18 protein-coding genes are annotated in these 17254 nt (G+C 71.4%); 5 read left to right on the top strand and 13 right to left on the bottom strand.

The features are described 5' to 3' along the window. Positions 1-49 precede the first annotated feature (49 nt). The gene (locus HWV07_RS19955) at positions 50-178 is read left to right on the top strand and encodes a hypothetical protein (RefSeq protein ID WP_281362304.1); all 129 of its coding nucleotides are present in this window, start codon (positions 50-52) and stop codon (positions 176-178) included. Between the two features lie 135 nt (positions 179-313). Continuing rightward, positions 314-967 (top strand): helix-turn-helix domain-containing protein, encoded by a 654-nt coding sequence (locus HWV07_RS14250; protein WP_178334949.1) that lies wholly within the window; start codon positions 314-316, stop codon positions 965-967. 6 nt (positions 968-973) lie between these two features. Here the strand turns inward: HWV07_RS14250 and HWV07_RS14255 are convergent, their stop codons facing one another. Both HWV07_RS14255 and HWV07_RS14260 read right to left on the bottom strand, forming a co-directional pair. Then, positions 974-1438, bottom strand: coding sequence for a universal stress protein (locus HWV07_RS14255; protein ID WP_178334950.1), 465 nt, complete (start codon positions 1436-1438; stop codon positions 974-976). 114 nt (positions 1439-1552) lie between these two features. Then, entirely contained in the window at positions 1553-2236 is a 684-nt protein-coding gene (locus HWV07_RS14260) for a helix-turn-helix domain-containing protein (RefSeq protein WP_178334951.1), read from the bottom strand. 106 nt (positions 2237-2342) lie between these two features. Between HWV07_RS14260 and rtcA the strand changes: the two genes are divergently transcribed. Beyond that, entirely contained in the window at positions 2343-3344 is a 1002-nt protein-coding gene (rtcA, locus tag HWV07_RS14265; protein WP_178334952.1) for an RNA 3'-terminal phosphate cyclase, read from the top strand. Positions 3345-3455: 111 nt separating this feature from the next. Then, on the top strand, positions 3456-4349 hold the full coding sequence (locus tag HWV07_RS14270; protein WP_178334953.1) for an esterase/lipase family protein: 894 nt from the start codon (positions 3456-3458) through the stop codon (positions 4347-4349). Positions 4350-4403: 54 nt separating this feature from the next. On the opposite strand, the gene HWV07_RS14275 is transcribed toward HWV07_RS14270, so the two are convergent. The 5 genes from HWV07_RS14275 to HWV07_RS14295 form a co-directional block, all read right to left on the bottom strand. Beyond that, a complete protein-coding gene (locus tag HWV07_RS14275; protein ID WP_178334954.1) occupies positions 4404-5447 on the bottom strand; it encodes a DUF7972 family membrane protein in 1044 nt (347 codons plus the stop codon). A gap of 57 nt (positions 5448-5504) precedes the next feature. Further along, positions 5505-6104, bottom strand: coding sequence for an NUDIX hydrolase (locus HWV07_RS14280; protein WP_178336076.1), 600 nt, complete (start codon positions 6102-6104; stop codon positions 5505-5507). A gap of 24 nt (positions 6105-6128) precedes the next feature. Then, positions 6129-6617: a DUF7109 family protein gene (locus tag HWV07_RS14285; RefSeq protein WP_178334955.1), complete on the bottom strand. Its 489-nt coding sequence runs from the start codon at positions 6615-6617 to the stop codon at positions 6129-6131. 68 nt (positions 6618-6685) lie between these two features. After that, positions 6686-7438 carry a DUF7001 family protein gene (locus HWV07_RS14290; RefSeq protein WP_178334956.1) on the bottom strand — a complete coding sequence of 251 codons (753 nt, stop codon included), beginning with the start codon at positions 7436-7438 and terminating at the stop codon, positions 6686-6688. A gap of 44 nt (positions 7439-7482) precedes the next feature. Further along, positions 7483-9018: a (R)-citramalate synthase gene (locus HWV07_RS14295; protein ID WP_178334957.1), complete on the bottom strand. Its 1536-nt coding sequence runs from the start codon at positions 9016-9018 to the stop codon at positions 7483-7485. Between the two features lie 256 nt (positions 9019-9274). Here HWV07_RS14295 and HWV07_RS14300 point away from each other — a divergent pair, with 256 nt between their 5' ends. Further along, positions 9275-12472 carry a PAS domain-containing protein gene (locus HWV07_RS14300; protein ID WP_178334958.1) on the top strand — a complete coding sequence of 1066 codons (3198 nt, stop codon included), beginning with the start codon at positions 9275-9277 and terminating at the stop codon, positions 12470-12472. On the opposite strand, the gene HWV07_RS14305 is transcribed toward HWV07_RS14300, so the two are convergent. From HWV07_RS14305 to HWV07_RS14330, 6 genes are all read right to left on the bottom strand, one after another. Beyond that, positions 12473-12832, bottom strand: a complete 360-nt coding sequence (locus HWV07_RS14305; RefSeq protein WP_178334959.1) for a DUF192 domain-containing protein — start codon at positions 12830-12832, stop codon at positions 12473-12475. Between the two features lie 96 nt (positions 12833-12928). Then, the gene (locus HWV07_RS14310; protein WP_178334960.1) at positions 12929-14287 is read right to left on the bottom strand and encodes a cytochrome P450; all 1359 of its coding nucleotides are present in this window, start codon (positions 14285-14287) and stop codon (positions 12929-12931) included. A gap of 152 nt (positions 14288-14439) precedes the next feature. Then, positions 14440-14643 carry a DUF7511 domain-containing protein gene (locus tag HWV07_RS14315; RefSeq protein ID WP_178334961.1) on the bottom strand — a complete coding sequence of 68 codons (204 nt, stop codon included), beginning with the start codon at positions 14641-14643 and terminating at the stop codon, positions 14440-14442. 111 nt (positions 14644-14754) lie between these two features. Then, the gene (locus HWV07_RS14320; RefSeq protein ID WP_178334962.1) at positions 14755-15552 is read right to left on the bottom strand and encodes a ZIP family metal transporter; all 798 of its coding nucleotides are present in this window, start codon (positions 15550-15552) and stop codon (positions 14755-14757) included. Between the two features lie 67 nt (positions 15553-15619). After that, complete coding sequence (locus HWV07_RS14325; RefSeq protein WP_178334963.1) at positions 15620-16471, bottom strand: VOC family protein; 852 nt, start codon at positions 16469-16471, stop codon at positions 15620-15622. Between the two features lie 182 nt (positions 16472-16653). Next, positions 16654-17232 (bottom strand): LURP-one-related/scramblase family protein, encoded by a 579-nt coding sequence (locus HWV07_RS14330; RefSeq protein ID WP_178334964.1) that lies wholly within the window; start codon positions 17230-17232, stop codon positions 16654-16656. Positions 17233-17254 lie beyond the last annotated feature (22 nt).

The raw sequence follows: 17254 nt of genomic DNA on the forward strand, positions 1-17254 counted from the left end.
TGCCACTGCAGGCAGCGCCCGTATGACCGTTCCCCCCGTTTTCTCGTGTATGGGAAGCTATCCGCGGGCGGCGCGGGACGCGCAGATCAAGTGCCTCGCGTGCAACGCGCCGGCGACGAAAACGGTCGACGGAGACCTCGTCTGCGTCGATTGCGGTCGCGACCTCCTGGAGTCGTAATCGGGTCGTCGCCCGCCGTGGGCCGCCGACGGCGGGCGCCGACGAGGCGGCGAGGGTCGCCCCTCGCCAATCGAAAGTACTTGCATACTACTGTGTCAATATGCTTACCGGTCGGCCCGCGGTAGTGTCGTCCACATGCCGACCATCGTCTGGGGCGACCTCCCTACCAGCGAGTTCGCGTTGCAGGAGACCTTCGACGCGGTGCCGGACGCGGTCTTCGAGTCCGAGCAGGTCGTCCAGAACGGAAACGACGTGGTGATGCCCATGCTGTGGGCGCGGGCGGGCGACCCCGACGAACTCGACGTCGCCCTGGAGAACGACTCCAGCGTCGGCGAGGTGTCGAAGCTCGCCGAACTCGACGGCGAGGTGCTCTACCGGATGGAGTGGGTCCGCCAGGTCGAACTCGTCCTGCAGATGATGCTCAACTCCAACGGCAGCGTCCTCGACGCCTACGGCAACAGCGAGCGCTGGCGGCTCCGGATCTTCTACCCCGACCGCGAGGAGCTCTCCCAGACCAACGAGTTCTGCGAGGAGCACGACCTCCCCTTCGAGGTCCGCCGGGTCCGCGACATGGACAGCGAGCCCGCCAGCCGCTACGGCCTGACCAACGAGCAGTACGAGTCGCTCAAGCGGGCCTGGGAGGCCGGCTACTTCGACGTGCCCCGGGAGACGGGCATCGAGGAGCTCGCCGAGGAGCTCGACATCTCCCACCAGGCGCTCTCCGAGCGGCTCCGCCGCGGCCACAATACGCTCGTCGAGAACATGCTCGGCGTCTCCGTCCCCGAGTAGCGCCGCTCACCCGCTCCGGGCGTCCGCCGCGTCCGCCGACGCCCCGCCGGCCGACGCCTCCACCTCGACGATCTCCGTCCGCTCGTCCGTCTCGGCCCGCAGGTACGAGCCGACGGCCGGGTCGTTCCGCAGCAACCGACCGAGGAGCCGCCGCCACGTCGCCGTCCGGTCGGCACCGACCACGACGACGTCGGCGCGGTTGGCCTCGGCCTCCTCGAGGATCACCTCCTCGACGAAGAACCCGCGCCGCGTGAGCACCTCCGTCTCCACCTCGCCGACGTGCGCGGCGATCGCGTGGTACATGTCGCTGGCCCGCGTCCTGATGTTGCCCTGCAGGGGGTCGACGTGCAACACCAGCAGCTGGGCGTCCGGCTCGTCTGCGGCGATTCGTGCCGCCTCCTCCAGCGTCCGTACGCTCGCGTCGGTGAGCGGGTAGCGGACGGGGACGAGGACGGTCGTCGTCTCGGGCATGGGGATCTTCGGGTGCCGGAACGCGCGACGGCACCCCGTTACTCCGAGGACTCTCCGCGGTGACTAATAGACTGGCCTTCTTTCGATTGCGGAGCCGACGGGCGCCGGGGTCGCTCACTCCACGTACTGCTTCGCCAGCCACGACTCCGCGCGCCGCAGCCGGTAGGTCAGCGTCGACCCGGGGATGCCGAGTTCGTCGGCCAGTTCGTAGGCCTCGACCTCCCGCGGCGTCTCGTAGTAGCCCGCCTCGACGGCCGCCTCCAGGGCGTCCGCCTGCTTCGGCGGCAGTTCGTCGTCGGCCTCCCGCTCCGGGTCGGAGACGCGCTCGAACCGGACGTCGGCCTCCGCGACCGACCGGACGTCCGCGACGAAGTCGCCGACCGGGCCGTCCGGGGCCAGCACCCGCCACCGCTGGCTGCGCTCCCGCCAGGTCTCGTCGAGGACGACGCCGTCGCCGAAGTGCTCCCGCGCGAGGTGCGGCACCGAGTCGCAGTCGGCGTCCCGCTCCCAGTAGGAGTACAGCAGCAGCGACCCCTCCGAGCGGTCCAGCACCGTCGTCTCCCAGTCGCCGTCGCAGCCGTCCCGGACCAGACAGTCCGTGAAGTAGCGGGCCCCCGCCATGTCGGCCAGGCCGTCGAGGGCCTCGCTCGGTCCGGTGGCGCGGTCGACCCGCCAGAGGCTCGTCTCGGTGACGTGGCAGGCCAGCGACCGGAGCCGCGCCTCCGGGTGGTCGGCCAGCAGGTCGGCGACCGGGTTCGCTCCGGGCTCGTGGGCGACGACGAACTCCACTTCGCGCATCGGTCTTCTCGACGTCCGGTTGGGCGTCGGTGGATAAGTCGCCGTCGGTGGGGCGGGCGCCCACGTCGGAAGCCTTGTAACGGTCGGCGCCCCCAGTCACGGACGAATGCTGGAGATCGACGGAGCGGACGGCGGCGGTCAGATCGTCCGGACGGCCGTCTCGCTGTCGGCGCTGTCGGGCGAGGCGGTCCGGATCGAGGACGTCCGCGGCGACCGCGACGAGCCGGGGCTCCGCGCCCAGCACGTCGCGGCCGTCGAGGCGGCGGCGTCCCTCTGCGACGCCTCGGTCGAGGGCCTCGAGCAGGGCGCGGAGGCGCTGGTCTTCGAGCCGGGCGAGCTGGAGGCGAAGGACGTCTCGGTGGCGGTGGGGACGGCGGGCAGCGTCGCCCTCGTCTTCGACACAGTCCTGCCGCTGGCCGCGGGCCTCGACGAACCCGCCGAGGTGACGGTCACCGGCGGCACCGACGTCCTCTGGGCGCCGCCGATCGACTACCTCCGGCGGCTGAAGCTCCCGTTGCTGTCGGAGTACGGGCTCGACGCGGACCTGTCGGTCGAGTCGCGGGGGTTCTACCCGCTCGGCGGCGGGGAGGCGACGCTGACGCTGCGCCCCTCGGCGCTCTCGCCGCTGGCGCTCGACGAGCGCGGGGCTCTCCGCCGCGTGGAGGTGTACTCGACGGCCGACGAGGAGCTGCGCGACGCCGAGGTCGCCGAGCGGCAGGCGGCCGCGGTGGCGGAGGGCCTCGACGTCGACGTCTCGGTGGCGACGCTGTCGACCTACGACGACGCCGACTCGCCGGGGTCGGCGGTCGTGCTCGCGGCCGTCTACGAGGGCGGCCGGGCGGGCTTCTCGGCGCTCGGGGAGGCCGGCAAGCCCTCCGAGCAGGTGGGCAGCGAGGCGGTCGAGGCGTTCCAGGGGTTCCGGGACGGGAGCGCGGCGGTCGACCGCCACCTCGCCGACCAGCTGCAGGTCCACCTGGCGCTGGCCGGCGGCCGCGTGCTCGCGCCGGCGGCGACCGACCACGTCGAGACGAACCGCGAGGTCGTCGCGGCGTTCGGCTACGACGTGACCGTCGAGGAGCGCGCGGAGGGCGTGCTGCTCGAGGGGTGAGGCTCCGGGACCTGTAATCCGACGGACGTCCAGTTCGAGCGCCCTCCGTCCGGCTCAGAACTCGTAGAGGGCCAAGGGTTTATGCCCGATGCGGGGGTGGTAAGAGGTAACGTGCTCCTCGGCATTCCGACACGCGATTGGCCGCTCCCGCGGCAGCTGCTCCGGAACGTCCGGGAGCTCCACCGCGCTCGCCGTCGTGGCGGCTGCGCGGACGGCTGCGAGTTCGACCGCGCCGACGACAGCCGGCTCCCGTGGACGACCGACGGCGCCTACGGCGGCTGGGGCGGCGACGCCTACCACGGCACCGACGGCGGCCCCCGGTCGCCCGGCCCCGGCGACGAGAACACCCCCGTCGTCTTCGTCCACGGCAACCAGCGCGACGCCTGCGACTGGTCGGACCACGCGCGGTTCTTCCTGCGGCGCGGCTACGACGGCGACGACCTGTGGGCCATCACGTTCCGCGAGGGGACGCCGACCCACGGGTCGATGGCCGCCCAGCTCGACGACTTCGTCGGGCGGGTCCGCGACCACACCGGCGCCGAGGAGGTCGCGGTGGTCGGTCACAGCCTCGGCGTCACCGGCGTCCGCTACTGGCTGGCCACCCACGACCGCTACGACTGGGTGGAGACGGTCGTCGGTCTCGCCGGCGCCAACCACGGGACGGTCCTCAACACCTGGTGTGCGGACGCGGGGATGAACCGCGGCGCCTACCAGGTCAGCGAGTTCCTCCGCGGCGACTACGACGCCCGCCGGGACCACCCCCTGGCCGGCCTCAACGAGGAGGAGACCCCCGGCGACGTCGACTACTACACGCTCCGGGGCACCGAGGACCCCCTGTTCTGGCGCTGCCGGGACAGCCCCGCGCTGGAGGGGGCGACGAACGTCGTCATCGAGGACGACCACGACGGCGTCCGGCGGAGCCAGACGGCCCTGGAGTACGTCTTCCGCTGGGTGGCCGACGAGCACCCGTACAACCTCCAGCAGCAGGTCGCGGCGCCGGGCTGACGGCCCGCCTCCGGACGATTCTGCGGCGACCCGCTCCCCGACTGAGCGGCCCGCTCACTCCACGCTGTCGGTCACCTTGTCGGCCTCCGTCTCGCGGAGGATGAACGGCCCGATGTCGAGGGTCCGCTTGACGACCGTCAGGATGCGGAGCAGGTACGCCAGCAGCACCGTGAACGGCAGCAGGACGACGATGTAGGTGGCGGCGACGAAGAGGTAGAGCCGTGAGATGCCGAACAACTGTCCGCGCATCGCTCCCGGGTCGAAGGCCAGGATCATGTAGGCCGCCACCGCCAGCGCCGGCATCGCGCCGTGGAGGGTGCTCCGGGCGGTGTTGATGATCTGCCACTGGAAGTAGTGGCTCTTGAAGTACTCGCGGGTGGGCGCGAACCGCCGCAGGACGTCGATGATCTCTTCGAGCGCGTCGGCGGCCGCCGCGGGGATCTCGCCCTCGTAGTTGTGCGCCAGCGAGCGGGCGGCGTGGATCTTCCAGGCGTAGTTGTAGTGCAGCATCGGCAGGAGGACGTCGAAGGAGCCGAACTCGGCGTCCCGGAGGTCGTCGCTGGACGACTGGCTGTCGTCGACGACCGCCTCGGCGTACGTGACGACCTCGCGGAACTCCTCGGTGCGACCGTCCTCCTCGACGGCGTCGGCGAGCCGCTGGGCCCGGTCCTCGACCATCGCGAGCAGGAGCCGGAAGAACTCGTTGGGTTTGACGGGGCTGACGCCGATGCCGCGGAGCTCCTCGACCTCCTCGCGGAAGTCGATCTCGCCGCGCAGGTTCTCCTCCTGGTCCTTCAGCTCCTCGATCTGCTCGGAGAGGACGAGCTGGGCGACCGTGAGGACCAGCGTGACGCTGGTGACGACCGCGATGATGATGGAGCTGAAGACCGACCCGAGGGCGTCCCCGGAGACCATGGGGTCGATGGTGCTGGGGCCGGCGGCGGCGAGGGCGACGAGCATCAGGTAGCCCAGCATCGAGAACAGCGCGACGACGATCCAGCGGTTCAGCGAGATGAGGAACCGCACGCGGAGCGGACTCTCGTCGGCACGTTCCCACACGGTGTTCGGCGGTATCACCAGCGAGTCGGAGTCCGACATGTCACAACGCGCTCCCGCCGGGCCGAAAGGGGTTCTACCCGCCTGGTTGGCGGATGGCTAGACGGGGTAGTCGGCGTCGGGGTCGACGACGCGGTCGACCTCCTCGGGTTCCTCCCAGTCGGTCGCGAGTTCGAGGAACTGCACGAGCATCCGGCCGGTCGCTCCCCAGACGGTGTAGCCGTCGACGTGGAAGTAGTGGATGCGGATGTCGCCGTAGTAGGGGTGGTCGCGGCGCTCGGACTCGTAGTTCTCGAGGTCGGTGAGGTCGGACAGCGAGAGGACGGCGATCTCGGCGACCTCGCGCTCGTCGGGGGTGTACTCGCGGTCGGGGATCGACGCCACGAACGGCCGCACCGCGTAGTTCGAGACCGTCGGGATGTCGTCGAGGCGGCCGCGGACGGCGACCTCCTGGGGTTCGAGGCCGATCTCCTCGTGGGCCTCCCGCTTGGCCGTCGCCTCCAGGTCGGCGTCCTCGGTCTCGCGGCCGCCGCCGGGGAAGCTCATCTGGCCGGGGTGCTCGCCGAGGTGGTCGGCCCGCTTCGTGAAGAGGAGGTAGTCGCCGTCCTCGCGGGTGACGACCGGGGCCAGCACGGCGGCCTCCCGTTCCGCGCCGCTGATCCCGGCCGGCTCGTGTGCCGCCACCCGCTCCCAGTCCATGTCCGTCATTCTCGTTGGTCGGTCTTAGTTGGTTACGTCTCTCGCCGCGTCGAGGCGCTCCCGGACGGCGTCCAGCGTCACCGGCGCCCACGCCTCGAGGTCGTAGCTGACGTCGAGCAGTTCGGCGGCCCGGTCGGCGTCGCCCGACGAGACGGCCCGTGCCGCCTCCGCGCGGAGCCGCTCCTCGGCGGCCCGCCCGACGGCCTCGCGGTCGACGTCCCGCGGCTCGACGTCGAGGATGTGCGGCAGGTCCTCGGCGCCCTCCGGGAGCGTGGGGAACGCCGCCGGCCCGGCCGCCAGCAGCGCCGCACCCTCGCCGTCGTCGGTCGGCCCGACGGCCTCGACGTCCTCGAACGCGACGAGCGCGAACGCCTCCAGGGCCTCGTCGACGGCGTCGTCGGGGACGTCCTCGTCCCGGCGGTAGGCCAGCTCGGAGAGGGCCTCGTCCAGTTCCTCGCGGGTGAGCGCGCCGAAGAGGTCGACGATCCCGGCGAGGTCGTCGGGGTCGAACATCCGTTAGGAGGAGTCTGGTCGCGGGCGGCCGTGAACGTTCCGGCACGGCGGCGGGACTCCGGGGCAGGTCACCCGTACCGGTCGGCGTGGTCCTCGCAGAACTCGGGGGCCCGCAGCTGCGCCTCGATGAGGTCTGGCTGGCGGTGGGCGTCGTAGAGCCGGCAGCCCTCGGTCCCGCAGAACGCCTCGCCGGTCTCGAGGTAGTGGTAGGCGGCGAGGACGTACCCCTTCAGCGCGTCGGTGGTCCGGGGGTCGTCGGCGACGAGGAACTCGCCGTCGACCTCCCGCTCGAGGACCTCCCGCGGCGGCGCGTCGCCGGCCAGCAGGGCGTGGGACTGCTTGGCCTTGTAGTAGGCCTCGGGCTTGGCGGGCGCCTCGTAGAGGCCCGGCACCGAGACGAGCGCCGGCTGGCCCAGGACGGCCACCCGCTTGTGCCAGCGGCCGTCGTGGTCGCCCCAGGTGCCGAGCGCGCGGTCGACCAGCGGGACGTGCACGTGGTCGAGCGGCGCCGCCAGGCGCTCGCGGAGGCGGTCTTGCACCGCGAGGCCGTCGTAGATGACGCCGCCGCCGCGCTCGGGGTCCGCGAGGGTCCGCTCCTCGTACCGGACGATGCCGAGCATCGTGTTGCCGGTCTCGCGCTCGTACGGCGAGGTGACCCGCGCCTCGGCGAACTGTTCGGCGAGGGCGTCGTCCCTGAGCTGGCTCAGCAGCCGGTCGTCGACCGTCACCGCGGCGTCGACGCGGTCGGCTAGCCAGTCGGCGAGCGCGTCGGCGTCGGCCTCGGTGGTCGGCGCGCGGTAGAGGGTGACCTCCTCGACCATATCGAACGGTGGTACCACCGGGTGAAACAGCTTGCGGTCCGGGGTCAGTCGTCGGCCAGCACGGGCGTCTCGGCGTCGACCAGCAGGCGGTCGAGCGCGTCGACCATCGCGCGGACCGACGCGGTGGTGATGTCGGAGTCGGAGGCGGCGACGGTGACCGAGCGGTCGCCGCGGGACATCTCCACCTCGACGGTGACGACGGCGTCGGTGCCGCCGGTGATGGCGTCGACGTGGTAGGACTCCAGTTGTGCGTTGGCGGTGGCGCCGAGCGCCGACCGGACGGCCGCGATGGCGGCGTCGACCGGACCGCTGCCGGTGCCGGAGGCGACGCGCTCCTCGCCGTCGACCTCCAGGCGGACCGAGGCGGTCGGCGTGCCGCTGCCGGAGGCGGCGGTGAGGTCGACGAGTTCGACGCGGCGCTCGCGCTCCTGCCCCTCGACCTCCTCGGCGATGGTGAGGAGGTCGGCGTCGGTGACGCGCTTGCCGCGGTCGCCGAGCTCCTTGACCCGGGCGACGACCTCGCCGAGGCTGTCGCGGTCGACCTCGATGCCGTGCTCGGCGAGGGCGGCCTCGACGCCCGCGCGGCCGGCGTGCTTCCCGAGGACGAGCCGGCGCTCCCGGCCCACCTTCTCCGGCGGGTACGGCTCGTACATGGCGTCGTCCTTCAGGGTGCCGTCGGTGTGGATGCCGGACTCGTGGGTGAAGGCGTTCTCGCCGACGACGGCCTTGTTCGGCGCCAGCGGGACGCCGGTCTTCGCGGAGACCAGCTGGCCGAGGTCGTAGAGCCGCTCGGTCTCGAGGGTCTCGACGCCGTAGCCGTGGTCGAGCGCGATGGCGACCTCTTCGATGGCGACGTTGCCGGCGCGCTCGCCGATGCCGTTGATCGTGCCGTGGACGAGGTCGGCGCCCGCGGCGACGCCGGCGAGGGCGTTCGTCACCGCCAGCCCGAGGTCGTCGTGGGTGTGCGTCGACGTCGGGCCGAGCTCCGAGAGGCGGCTGTAGATCTCGATCATCCGGTCGGGCGTGGCGTGGCCGACGGTGTCGGGCGCGCAGATGCGGTCGGCGCCGGCGTCGACGGCCGCGCCCATCAGCTCTTCGAGGAACGCGATGTCGGCGCGGGAGCCGTCCTCGCCGAGCACCTCGACCCAGAGGCCGTGGTCGGTGGCGTACTCGACGAGCTCGACGGTGTCGGCGACGACCTGCTCGCGGGTCGTGTCCAGCTTCTGCTCGACGTGGCGGTCGCTGGCCGGCACGACCAGGTTGACGCCGTCGACGTCGCAGTCGAGCGCGAGGTCGACGTCCTTCTGGACGCCGCGGGCGAAGCTCGTCACCCGGGCGTCCAGCCCGAGGTCAGTGACCCGGGAGATGGTCTCCCGTTCGCCGGGGCCGGTGCAGGCGCTGCCCGCCTCGATGACCGAGACGTTCGCGGCGTCGAGCGCGCGTGCGATCTCGGCCTTCTCGTCGGGCGACAGCGAGATGCCGGGGGCCTGCTCGCCGTCGCGTAGGGTGGTGTCGAGGAACTGTACGTCGCGGTCGTCGAGGGGAGCAGTCGCTGGGTGGTCCCCGAACAGGTCTGTCACGGTAGAATCCTCAGTTGTGGGCGAGCGGTCGAATTTCTCGACCAGCCGCCTCGCGGCGACTTACTCTATCCTCTGCCGTGTGGGAGTTCGGCATGGCTACCCGCCTCTTTGACGTGCCCGTTGATTAACCTGCTGGTCGCCGCAGGAATGGTAAAGGACTCTGCCCGTCCCGCCCGCGTCGGCGGCCGCGATGACCCTCCGTATCGAGCCGTTACCCGACACGCAGGTTTTACTGCGGGACCACCCTGCGCCGGGTATGGACGGCAGGGGCGGGCACGGCAGCGGCGGGGACGACGGGGGGACGATCACCTGTCTGTACGTCGACGACGACGAGGCGCTGCTCTCGCTCACCCAGGACTACGTGGAGAGCCAGTACGACCGGTTCGTCATCGAGACGGCGATGGACGCCGAGCAGGGGCTGGCGATGCTCGAGGCCCGCTCGTTCGACGCCGTCGTCTCGGACTACCAGATGCCCGGGATGGACGGCCTGGAGTTCCTGCGGACAGTTCGCGAGGAGCGGGGCGACGACGTCCCGTTCGTCATCTTCACCGGGCAGGGTCGCGAAGCGGTGGCGATGGAGGCGCTGAACCTGGGGGCCGACCGCTACCTCCAGAAGGGCGGCGATCCGACCTCCCAGTACGGCGTCCTCGCCAGGGCCATCGAACAGGAGGTCGACCACCACCGGACCGACCGCCGGCTCCGCGAGCGCGAGGAGCACCTCCGCATCACCCTGGAGTCAATCGGCGACGCGGTCGTCGCGACCGACGCCGAGGGCCGCGTCGAGCGGATGAACGGCGTCGCCGAGCGGCTGACCGGCTGGGACCGGGCGAACGCGGCCGGCCGGCCGCTGTCGGAGGTCTTCGAGATCTACGACCAGGAGACCGGCGAGCCCGCGAGCAACCCCGTCGAGGAGGTGCTGGCCAGCGGCGAGACCGTCGGGCTCGCGAACGGCACCCGCCTGGTCGCCAGGGACGGCACCGAGCGGTACATCGGCGACAGCGCCGCGCCCATCCAGCGGGCGGACGGCGAGATACAGGGCGTCGTGCTCGTCTTCCGCGACGTCAGCGAGCGCTACGAGACGCGGCGCCGCCAGCGGCGCCAGCAGCGCGCGCTCGTCGACCTCTCGACGGACCCGGCGGTCGTCGACGGCGACTTCGGGGCCGCCTGCCGCCGCATCACCGAGCGGGCGGCCGACGTCCTCGACGTCGACCGGACGAGCGTCTGGCTGTTCGACGACGACACCCTCCGCTGTACGGACCTCTACCGCCGACCGTCCGACGTCCACGAGTCGGGGGCGACGCTGGACGCCGACGAGTTCCCGCGGTACTTCGAGGCCTTAGAGCGCCTCCGTGCTATCGACGCCGACGACGTCTACACGGACGAGCGGACCGCGGAGCTGACCCCGTACTTCGAGGCCAACGACGTCCGCTCGCTGCTGGACGGGACCGTCCGCGCGGACGGCGGGGTCGTCGGCGTGGTCTGCTGTGAATCCGTCGGCGAGGCCCGCGAGTGGGCCGACGACGAGGTCCGGTTCGCCGCGGAGCTGGCCGACCAGGTCGACCTGGCGCTGCTCAACCAGGACCGCCGGGAGCGCGAGCACGACCTCGCGCGGACCACCCGGCAGCTGTCGCACCTCTTCGAGCAGTCGCCGCTGGCGGTCGTCGAGTGGACGCTGGACTTCCGCGTCGACCGGTGGAACGACCGCGCCGAGGAGATCTTCGGCTACACCGAACGCGAGGCGCGCGACCGGCACGGCTCCTTCGTCGTCCCGGAGGGCGTCCGCGACGACATCGACGGCGTCTGGGCCGACCTCGTCGCCGACGGCGAGCCCGACCACCGCATCAACGAGAACGTCACGAAGGACGGCGAGACGATCCACTGCGAGTGGCACAACCGGCCCGTGACCGACGACGACGGCGAGGTGGTGAGCGTCCTCAGTCTGGTCCGGGACGTCACCGAGGAGAAGAAGCGCGACCGGCAGTTCCGCGCGTTCGCCGAGAACACCCGCGAGATCGTCTACATCAAGGACACCGACGGTCGCTACGAGTTCATCAACGAGGCCGGCGCGGACTACTTCGACCGGACGCCGGAGGCGGTCGTCGGCTGCTTCGACGGCGAGCTGTTCGACCTCGAGGACGACCGCGCGCTGCTGCCGACCGACGAGGCGGTGCTGTCGACGGAGACCCCGCGGACGGTCGAGGTGACCCAAGCCATCGACGGCGAGGAGTACGTCTTCCTCTCGGACAAGCGCCCCCACTACGACGAGAACGGCCACCTCCAGGGGCTCGTCGGCATCAGCCGCGACATCACCGGGCGGAAGCGACTCGAGAACCTCCTGGAGGCCTTCTACGCGGTCGCGACCGACGGCGACCTCGCTTTCGAGGACCGCATCGGCGAACTGCTCGAGACGCTCTGCTCGGAGCTCGGGCTGGCCAGCGGCTTCCTCGCGCGGACGCGGCCGACGGAGGACCGCTACGAGATCGTCACCGCCGGCGGACCGGGCGCCCGCGCTGGAGCCGGCGAGGTCTACGACCTCAGGGGGACGTTCTGCCGGCACGTCGTCGACAGCGGCGAGGTGCTCACCGTCGACGACGTCGAGGCCGACGGGTACGCCGAGGACCCGGGGCACGCGGCGTTCGGCTTCGAGTGCTACGTCGGCGCGCCGGTGTACGTCGACGGCGCGGTGTGGGGGACGCTCTGTCTGGCCGACCGGGACGCCGACGCCGGTCCGATCGGCGAGATGGGCACGTCGATGGTCGAGCTCGTCTCGGAGTGGGTCGGCCAGGAGATCACCAACTGGCAGCACGAACGGGAGCTGCGCCGCCAGAACGACGCCCTCGAGGACGTCGTGAGCGTCCTCAGCCACGACCTCAAGTCGCCGCTCGGCGTCGCCAAGGGACGGCTCGAACTCGCCCGCGAGGCCGCGGGCGGCTGCGAGCACCTCGCGGAGGCGACGCGGACGCTCGACGAACTCGAGACGCTCGTCGATGACGCGCTGACGCTGGCCGAACAGGGCTGGGAGATCGACGACCCCGAGCGGGTCGACCTCGGGGCGGCGAGCCGCCGCGCGTGGGACAACCTCACCGCGGAGGGGGCGACCCTGGAGGTCGACGCCGGTGCCGAACTCTTCGCCAGCGAGCGCGGGCTGGTGTCGATCCTCCAGAACCTCTTCGAGAACGCCGCCACCCACGCCGAGGCGCCGGTCACCGTCAGCGTCGGCGCGGTGGCCGACGCCGAGGGGTTCTACGTCGCCGACGACGGCCCCGGCATCCCCGCGGACGAACGCGAGGCCGTCTTCGAGCACGGCCACACCACCAGCGACGACGGCACCGGCCTCGGCCTCACCATCGTCGAGCGCGTCGCCGACGCCCACGACTGGTCGATCCGGGTGATCGAGAGCGAAGCGGGCGGCGCGCGCTTCGAGTTCACCAGCCGCGAGATGCTCGCTGAGTGATCAGTCCTCGAGGCCCTCGATCCTGACGCGGTCGCCGGGTTCGACCCCGTCGGCCGCACCGGCGGGCAACTCGACGACGACGTCCGCCGTCGCCCGGCCGCGGCCCGTCCACGCCGACAGCCGCTTCACCGCCTCGACCTCGCCGTCGACCAGCCAGACCGCGTCGATGTCGAAGGGTACGCAGAGCATGTGCAGGCCACGGTTCTTCGCGCGTCCGAACGGGAACACCAGCGCGTAGTCGTCGGGGATCGACCGCCGGAACATCAAGCCGAGCCCCTGCGAGACGATGCCGTCCGCGAGGTCGACGTTCGCGGCGATGGTTCGGGCGTCTCCGTCGGCCGGCTCGTGGACGACGTTCACAGGGACGTAGTGCGGCGCCGTCTCGCAAAAATGCTCGTGCCGGCTCGGCAGGTGGGAGCCGCCTCGGTGGACTGCGGAATCACCGACGGGACCCGCCTAGGTCCACTCGTCGACCCGCATCCGGATCTCCGTGTCGGGCTCGAGGTTGACGCTGAAGTCGGGGCCGACGTCGGGGACGGTGTCGTCGGCGAAGGTCCAGCGGCGCTCGGCGACGACGGCCGAGAGCACGAGCGGCAGTTCGAGCATCGCGAACTCCCGGCCGGTGCACATGTGGGCGCCGGCGGAGAACGGGAAGTAGGCGAACTCGTGGCGGTCGGGGTCCCGCTCGTCGCGGAAGCGGTCGGGGTCGAAGGCCCCTGGGCAGTGCCAGAACCGGTCGTCGCGGTGGGTGAGATAGGGCGAGATGACGATCGTCGAGCCCTCGGCGACGGTGTAGCCGCCGAGCTCGACGGGCTCCTTCGTCTCGCGGCCGATGAGCGGCACGGAGGGGTAGAGCCGCATCGTCTCCTCGACGACCCGGGTGGCCTCGCCGAGTTCGCCCATCGTCTCCAGGGAGGGCGAGTCGAGGTCGACGTCGCGGACCGAGTCGTGGAGCCGGCGGTGGGCGGCGGGGTTCGAGGCCAGCAGGTACCACGCCCACGTCAGCGCGGCGGCGATGGTGGTGTGGCCGGCGACGATGAACGTCACGACCTCGTCGCGGATCTCCTCGTCGGTCATCGTCTCGCCGGTGACCCGGTCCTCGGCGGTGAGCAGCAGCGCCAGGAGGTCGTCCTCGGCCTCGGGGTCGTCGCGGCGCTCCGCGATCAGCTCCTCGGCGACGGTCGACAGCACCTCCCGTGCGTCGTGGATGCGGCGGTTCTCGGGGGTGGGCATCCACAGCGGCGCGGCGACGGGCGCGTAGTTGCGGCGCTTGAACCCCTCGCGGAGCGTCGTCAGCGCCTCGTAGACGTCGGCCTCCCGGGCCTCGAGGTCCGTGCTGAACAGCGCCTGGCCGATGATTCGCATCGCGATGCGCTTGCACTCCCGGAGGAGTTCGAACTCGTCGCCGGGCTCGAGTTCGGCGACGGCGCGGCGGGCCTCGTCGACGAACAGCCGGCAGAACCGCTCGACGCTGTGCCGGCGGAACATCGGCGTGATCATCCGGGTCTGGCGGAGCCAGTGGTCGCCGTCGCTGGTGACGAGGCCGTCGCCCATGACGACCTTGAAGTCCTCGCGGGCGCGGGTGTCGTGGGCGCGGAACTTCGTCTGGTCCGTCTGGAGGACGGTGCGGATGTCGTCGGGGTGGCAGACGAGGTAGCCGCTCCCGCCGATGCTGGGGTGGTAGGGGAACTTCACCACGTCGCCGTAGTGGTCCTGGAGCGTGGTCGCGGATTCCAGCGGGTCGTTCCTGATGGCGCCCGGGATGAGCGTGACGAGGTCGCGCGTTCCGGGGCCGGGCGGCCCTGCGGAGCTCATGTGTCGCAATACTTGCCGGAAGGATATAACGGCTGTTAGCAAATCACATAATGAGGCGCCCCCTAATGCACGGGGGCAATCAGAACCGAGGTCCCGCGGCGGGACGCGGGAGGAACGAGGGGGAGTGCGCCGGACGGAGACGGTGGGGACCGCTACCGGCAGTCGAGGAGGTCGACGACGTCCTCGCTGTCGGCGGTGATCCAGGTCGTCAGGAGTTCGTCGCCGACGGCGTCGCCGGGGACGAAGGTGAACTCCTCGCGGTCGCCGTTCGCGCCGTTGCTGAAGACCTCCAGGGCGGGCGGGGCGGGTTCGGGGGCGAGGCGGTCCGTCTGGGGGCGGCCGTTCGTGTCGATCATGGGTCTACGCGCTACACTTCGCCTCGTCGACATATAATCCCGGACGGTGATTCCCGGACGGCGAGAATCTGTCCGATACCGGTACTCTCTCCCCGCGCCGGACTCGGCCACTCACACGTACAGCAGCGGGACCATCAGCAGGACGCCCGCGAGGACGCCGCCGACGAGTTCGGGCTTGCCGCCGCTCGGCAGGTCGACGCCGGTCTCGAGGGCCTCCGGGACGAACTCGGTGAGCACGAGGTAGATCATCGCGCCGGCGGCGAAACCGAACCCGAACGGCAGGAACTCGCGGGCCAGTCGGACGAACGCGAAGGCGACCACCGCGCCGACGGGCTGGGGGAGGCTCGAGAACACGGCCCACCAGACCATCTTCCACTCCGAGACGTCCATCGCCCGCAGCGGGATGGCGATGGCGGTCCCCTCGGGGACGTTGTGGATGGAGATGGCGACGGTCATGAAGACCGCCAGCGCGGGCACCGTAAAGCCGAGGACCGTGGCGCCGGTCCCGAGGTTCAGATCGGCGAAGGAGACGCCGACCGCCACGCCCTCCGGGAAGCTGTGGACCGTCAGCACCCCCAGGACGAGCAGGAGCTTCCGGAAGTCCGCCTCCTCGTACTCCCGGGGGTCGACCTCGGCGTTGCTGATGACCCGGTGGGCGACGACGACGAGCGCGACCCCGACGGCCATCCCAGCGAGGATCTCCAGGGGCGTCCCCTCGGCGAGACCCTCCTCGACGAGCCCGAACAGCGACGCCGAGAGCATGATGCCGGAGGCCAGCCCCCACAGCACCACGTTCCAGCGGTCGCCGATGTCGTCGAAGAAGAAGAACGGCAGCGCGCCGAGGCCCGTCGCCAGCGCCGTGACGAGCCCGGCGACGAACACCAGCGCGAGGTTCGCGAGTAGCCCCATCAGTACGTTCCTCTCGGGCGCCGCGGCGCAAAGAGCTTCGCCCGATGTGGTTCGGTGAACGGACCGGTCAGTCGGCCGACCGCAGGCGGACCCGGACGCCGTCCGTGTCGGTGACCTCGAATCCCTCATCGGTCTCCGCTACCGAGACGTCGCGACCGGAGAGGCGCTCCCGTACCGTTTCGAGATCTTCGGGCTCGGGCACGACGACCTCGAACCAGGCCAGGCCGCGTCCCGACGCCGGGTCGGTCCGCCCCTGCCAGGTGTTCGCGCCGACGTGGTGGTGGTAGCCGCCGGCGCCGACGAACCGCGCCCGGGGGACCGTCGCCTGCACGTCGAAGCCCAGTCCGTCGACGAAGACGTCCTCGAACGCCGCCAGCGAGGTGACCTCGAGGTGGACGTGCCCGAGGTCGGTGCCCGGCGGCGCTCCCTCGCCGCCGCCCGCGGCCGCCGCGACGCCCTCGACGTCGAGGGGGTCGGTCGTCATCCGGACCGCCGTGTCGTCGCCGGCCGGCCACTCCTCTCGCGGGTAGTCGCGGTAGATCTCGACGCCGTTGCCCTCCGGGTCGGTGAGGTAGAGTGCCTCGCTGACACCGTGGTCGGAGGCGCCGTCGAGGCGCCAGCGCTCGCGGACCCGCCGCAGCGCGTCGCCGAGCGCGGCCCGGGAGGGCACCCGGAAGGCATTGTGGTACAGCCCCGCCGCCGACCGGGGGCGCTCGGGGGCCTCCGGCGCGGCCTCGAGGACGAGCAGCGGCGTCTCTCCGACGCCCAGCGTCGTCGACTCGTCGTCCCGCGCCAGCACCTCGAGGCCGACCACTCGGCCGTAGAACTCCGTCAGTCGCTCGGGGTCGCCGACTCCCAGCGCCGTCCGTCCGAGGCGCGTCTCGTCGGGCAGCGTCGCGGGGGCGGAATCGGTTGTCACTACCCGACTAGAGGGGCGGGACGCTGTTCAACGCATCGGCCGCAGCGCTGCGGCGAGGTAGCCCCGGGCCTGCAGGCGGGCGCCGTCGCCAGAGCACGTTCTTGGCGTCCGTGTCGCCGGCCGGGCCGGCCGACGAGGCTCACCGTCGTCAGGTCGGTCGGCAGAGGATTCGCCCGCCCGCCTCAGTTCCCCTGGATGGCGTCGATGACCATCGCGGCGGCGATGACGGCCTCCTTCGGGACGTTGCTCGCGTCGTCGATGGTGATCTCGTAGCGGTCGCGGAACGAAAACTGGCCGTCGACGGTCCCGACGTGGCCGCCGCTGGCGTCCGTGATCTCGTACTTGTGGGGGATGAGTTCGCCGAAGGGGAGGTAGTGCCGCGCCAGCGTCACGAGCGCGCCGCGGGAGTCGATCCGCGCGAGGACCGACCCCGAGTCGGCCGCCCGGACGGTCCAGGTGTCCTGGAGCACCGAGAAGTCGTTGTCGAGGACGACGAGTTCCTCGCCGGTCCGGGCGTCCGAGAGGACGTAGTTGCCCGCGACGTCGACGATGCCCGCGGCCTTCACGGTGAAGACGTCGTCTCCGTCGGCGTCGACGAACGGGAACTCCTCCTTCATCCGGAACATCTTCTGCTTGCCGCGGAGGACGACGTTGCCGTCGGCGTCGGAGGCGACGTACTTGTTCCGGATCAGGCTCTGCTCGACCGTGTAGCGGTCGTCGGAGAGGTCGATGCCCGCGATGTCCAGGGCGGCGTCTGCCATGGGTTCCAGTGGCCCGCCATCC

It is taken from the genome of Natronomonas salina (genome assembly GCF_013391105.1).
Taxonomy (GTDB): Archaea; Halobacteriota; Halobacteria; order Halobacteriales; family Haloarculaceae; genus Natronomonas; species Natronomonas salina.

Bases quoted from the DNA above. Each gene is read 5' to 3' on its own strand.
- HWV07_RS19955 (WP_281362304.1), top strand. From the start codon at position 50: ATGGGAAGCTATCCGCGGGCGGCGCGGGACGCGCAGATCAAGTGCCTC.
- HWV07_RS14250 (WP_178334949.1), top strand. From the start codon at position 314: ATGCCGACCATCGTCTGGGGCGACCTCCCTACCAGCGAGTTCGCGTTG.
- HWV07_RS14255 (WP_178334950.1), bottom strand. From the start codon at position 1,438: ATGCCCGAGACGACGACCGTCCTCGTCCCCGTCCGCTACCCGCTCACC.
- HWV07_RS14260 (WP_178334951.1), bottom strand. From the start codon at position 2,236: ATGCGCGAAGTGGAGTTCGTCGTCGCCCACGAGCCCGGAGCGAACCCG.
- rtcA (WP_178334952.1), top strand. From the start codon at position 2,343: ATGCTGGAGATCGACGGAGCGGACGGCGGCGGTCAGATCGTCCGGACG.
- HWV07_RS14275 (WP_178334954.1), bottom strand. From the start codon at position 5,447: ATGTCGGACTCCGACTCGCTGGTGATACCGCCGAACACCGTGTGGGAA.
- HWV07_RS14280 (WP_178336076.1), bottom strand. From the start codon at position 6,104: ATGGACTGGGAGCGGGTGGCGGCACACGAGCCGGCCGGGATCAGCGGC.
- HWV07_RS14285 (WP_178334955.1), bottom strand. From the start codon at position 6,617: ATGTTCGACCCCGACGACCTCGCCGGGATCGTCGACCTCTTCGGCGCG.
- HWV07_RS14290 (WP_178334956.1), bottom strand. From the start codon at position 7,438: ATGGTCGAGGAGGTCACCCTCTACCGCGCGCCGACCACCGAGGCCGAC.
- HWV07_RS14300 (WP_178334958.1), top strand. From the start codon at position 9,275: ATGGACGGCAGGGGCGGGCACGGCAGCGGCGGGGACGACGGGGGGACG.
- HWV07_RS14310 (WP_178334960.1), bottom strand. From the start codon at position 14,287: ATGAGCTCCGCAGGGCCGCCCGGCCCCGGAACGCGCGACCTCGTCACG.
- HWV07_RS14315 (WP_178334961.1), bottom strand. From the start codon at position 14,643: ATGATCGACACGAACGGCCGCCCCCAGACGGACCGCCTCGCCCCCGAA.
- HWV07_RS14320 (WP_178334962.1), bottom strand. From the start codon at position 15,552: ATGGGGCTACTCGCGAACCTCGCGCTGGTGTTCGTCGCCGGGCTCGTC.
- HWV07_RS14330 (WP_178334964.1), bottom strand. From the start codon at position 17,232: ATGGCAGACGCCGCCCTGGACATCGCGGGCATCGACCTCTCCGACGAC.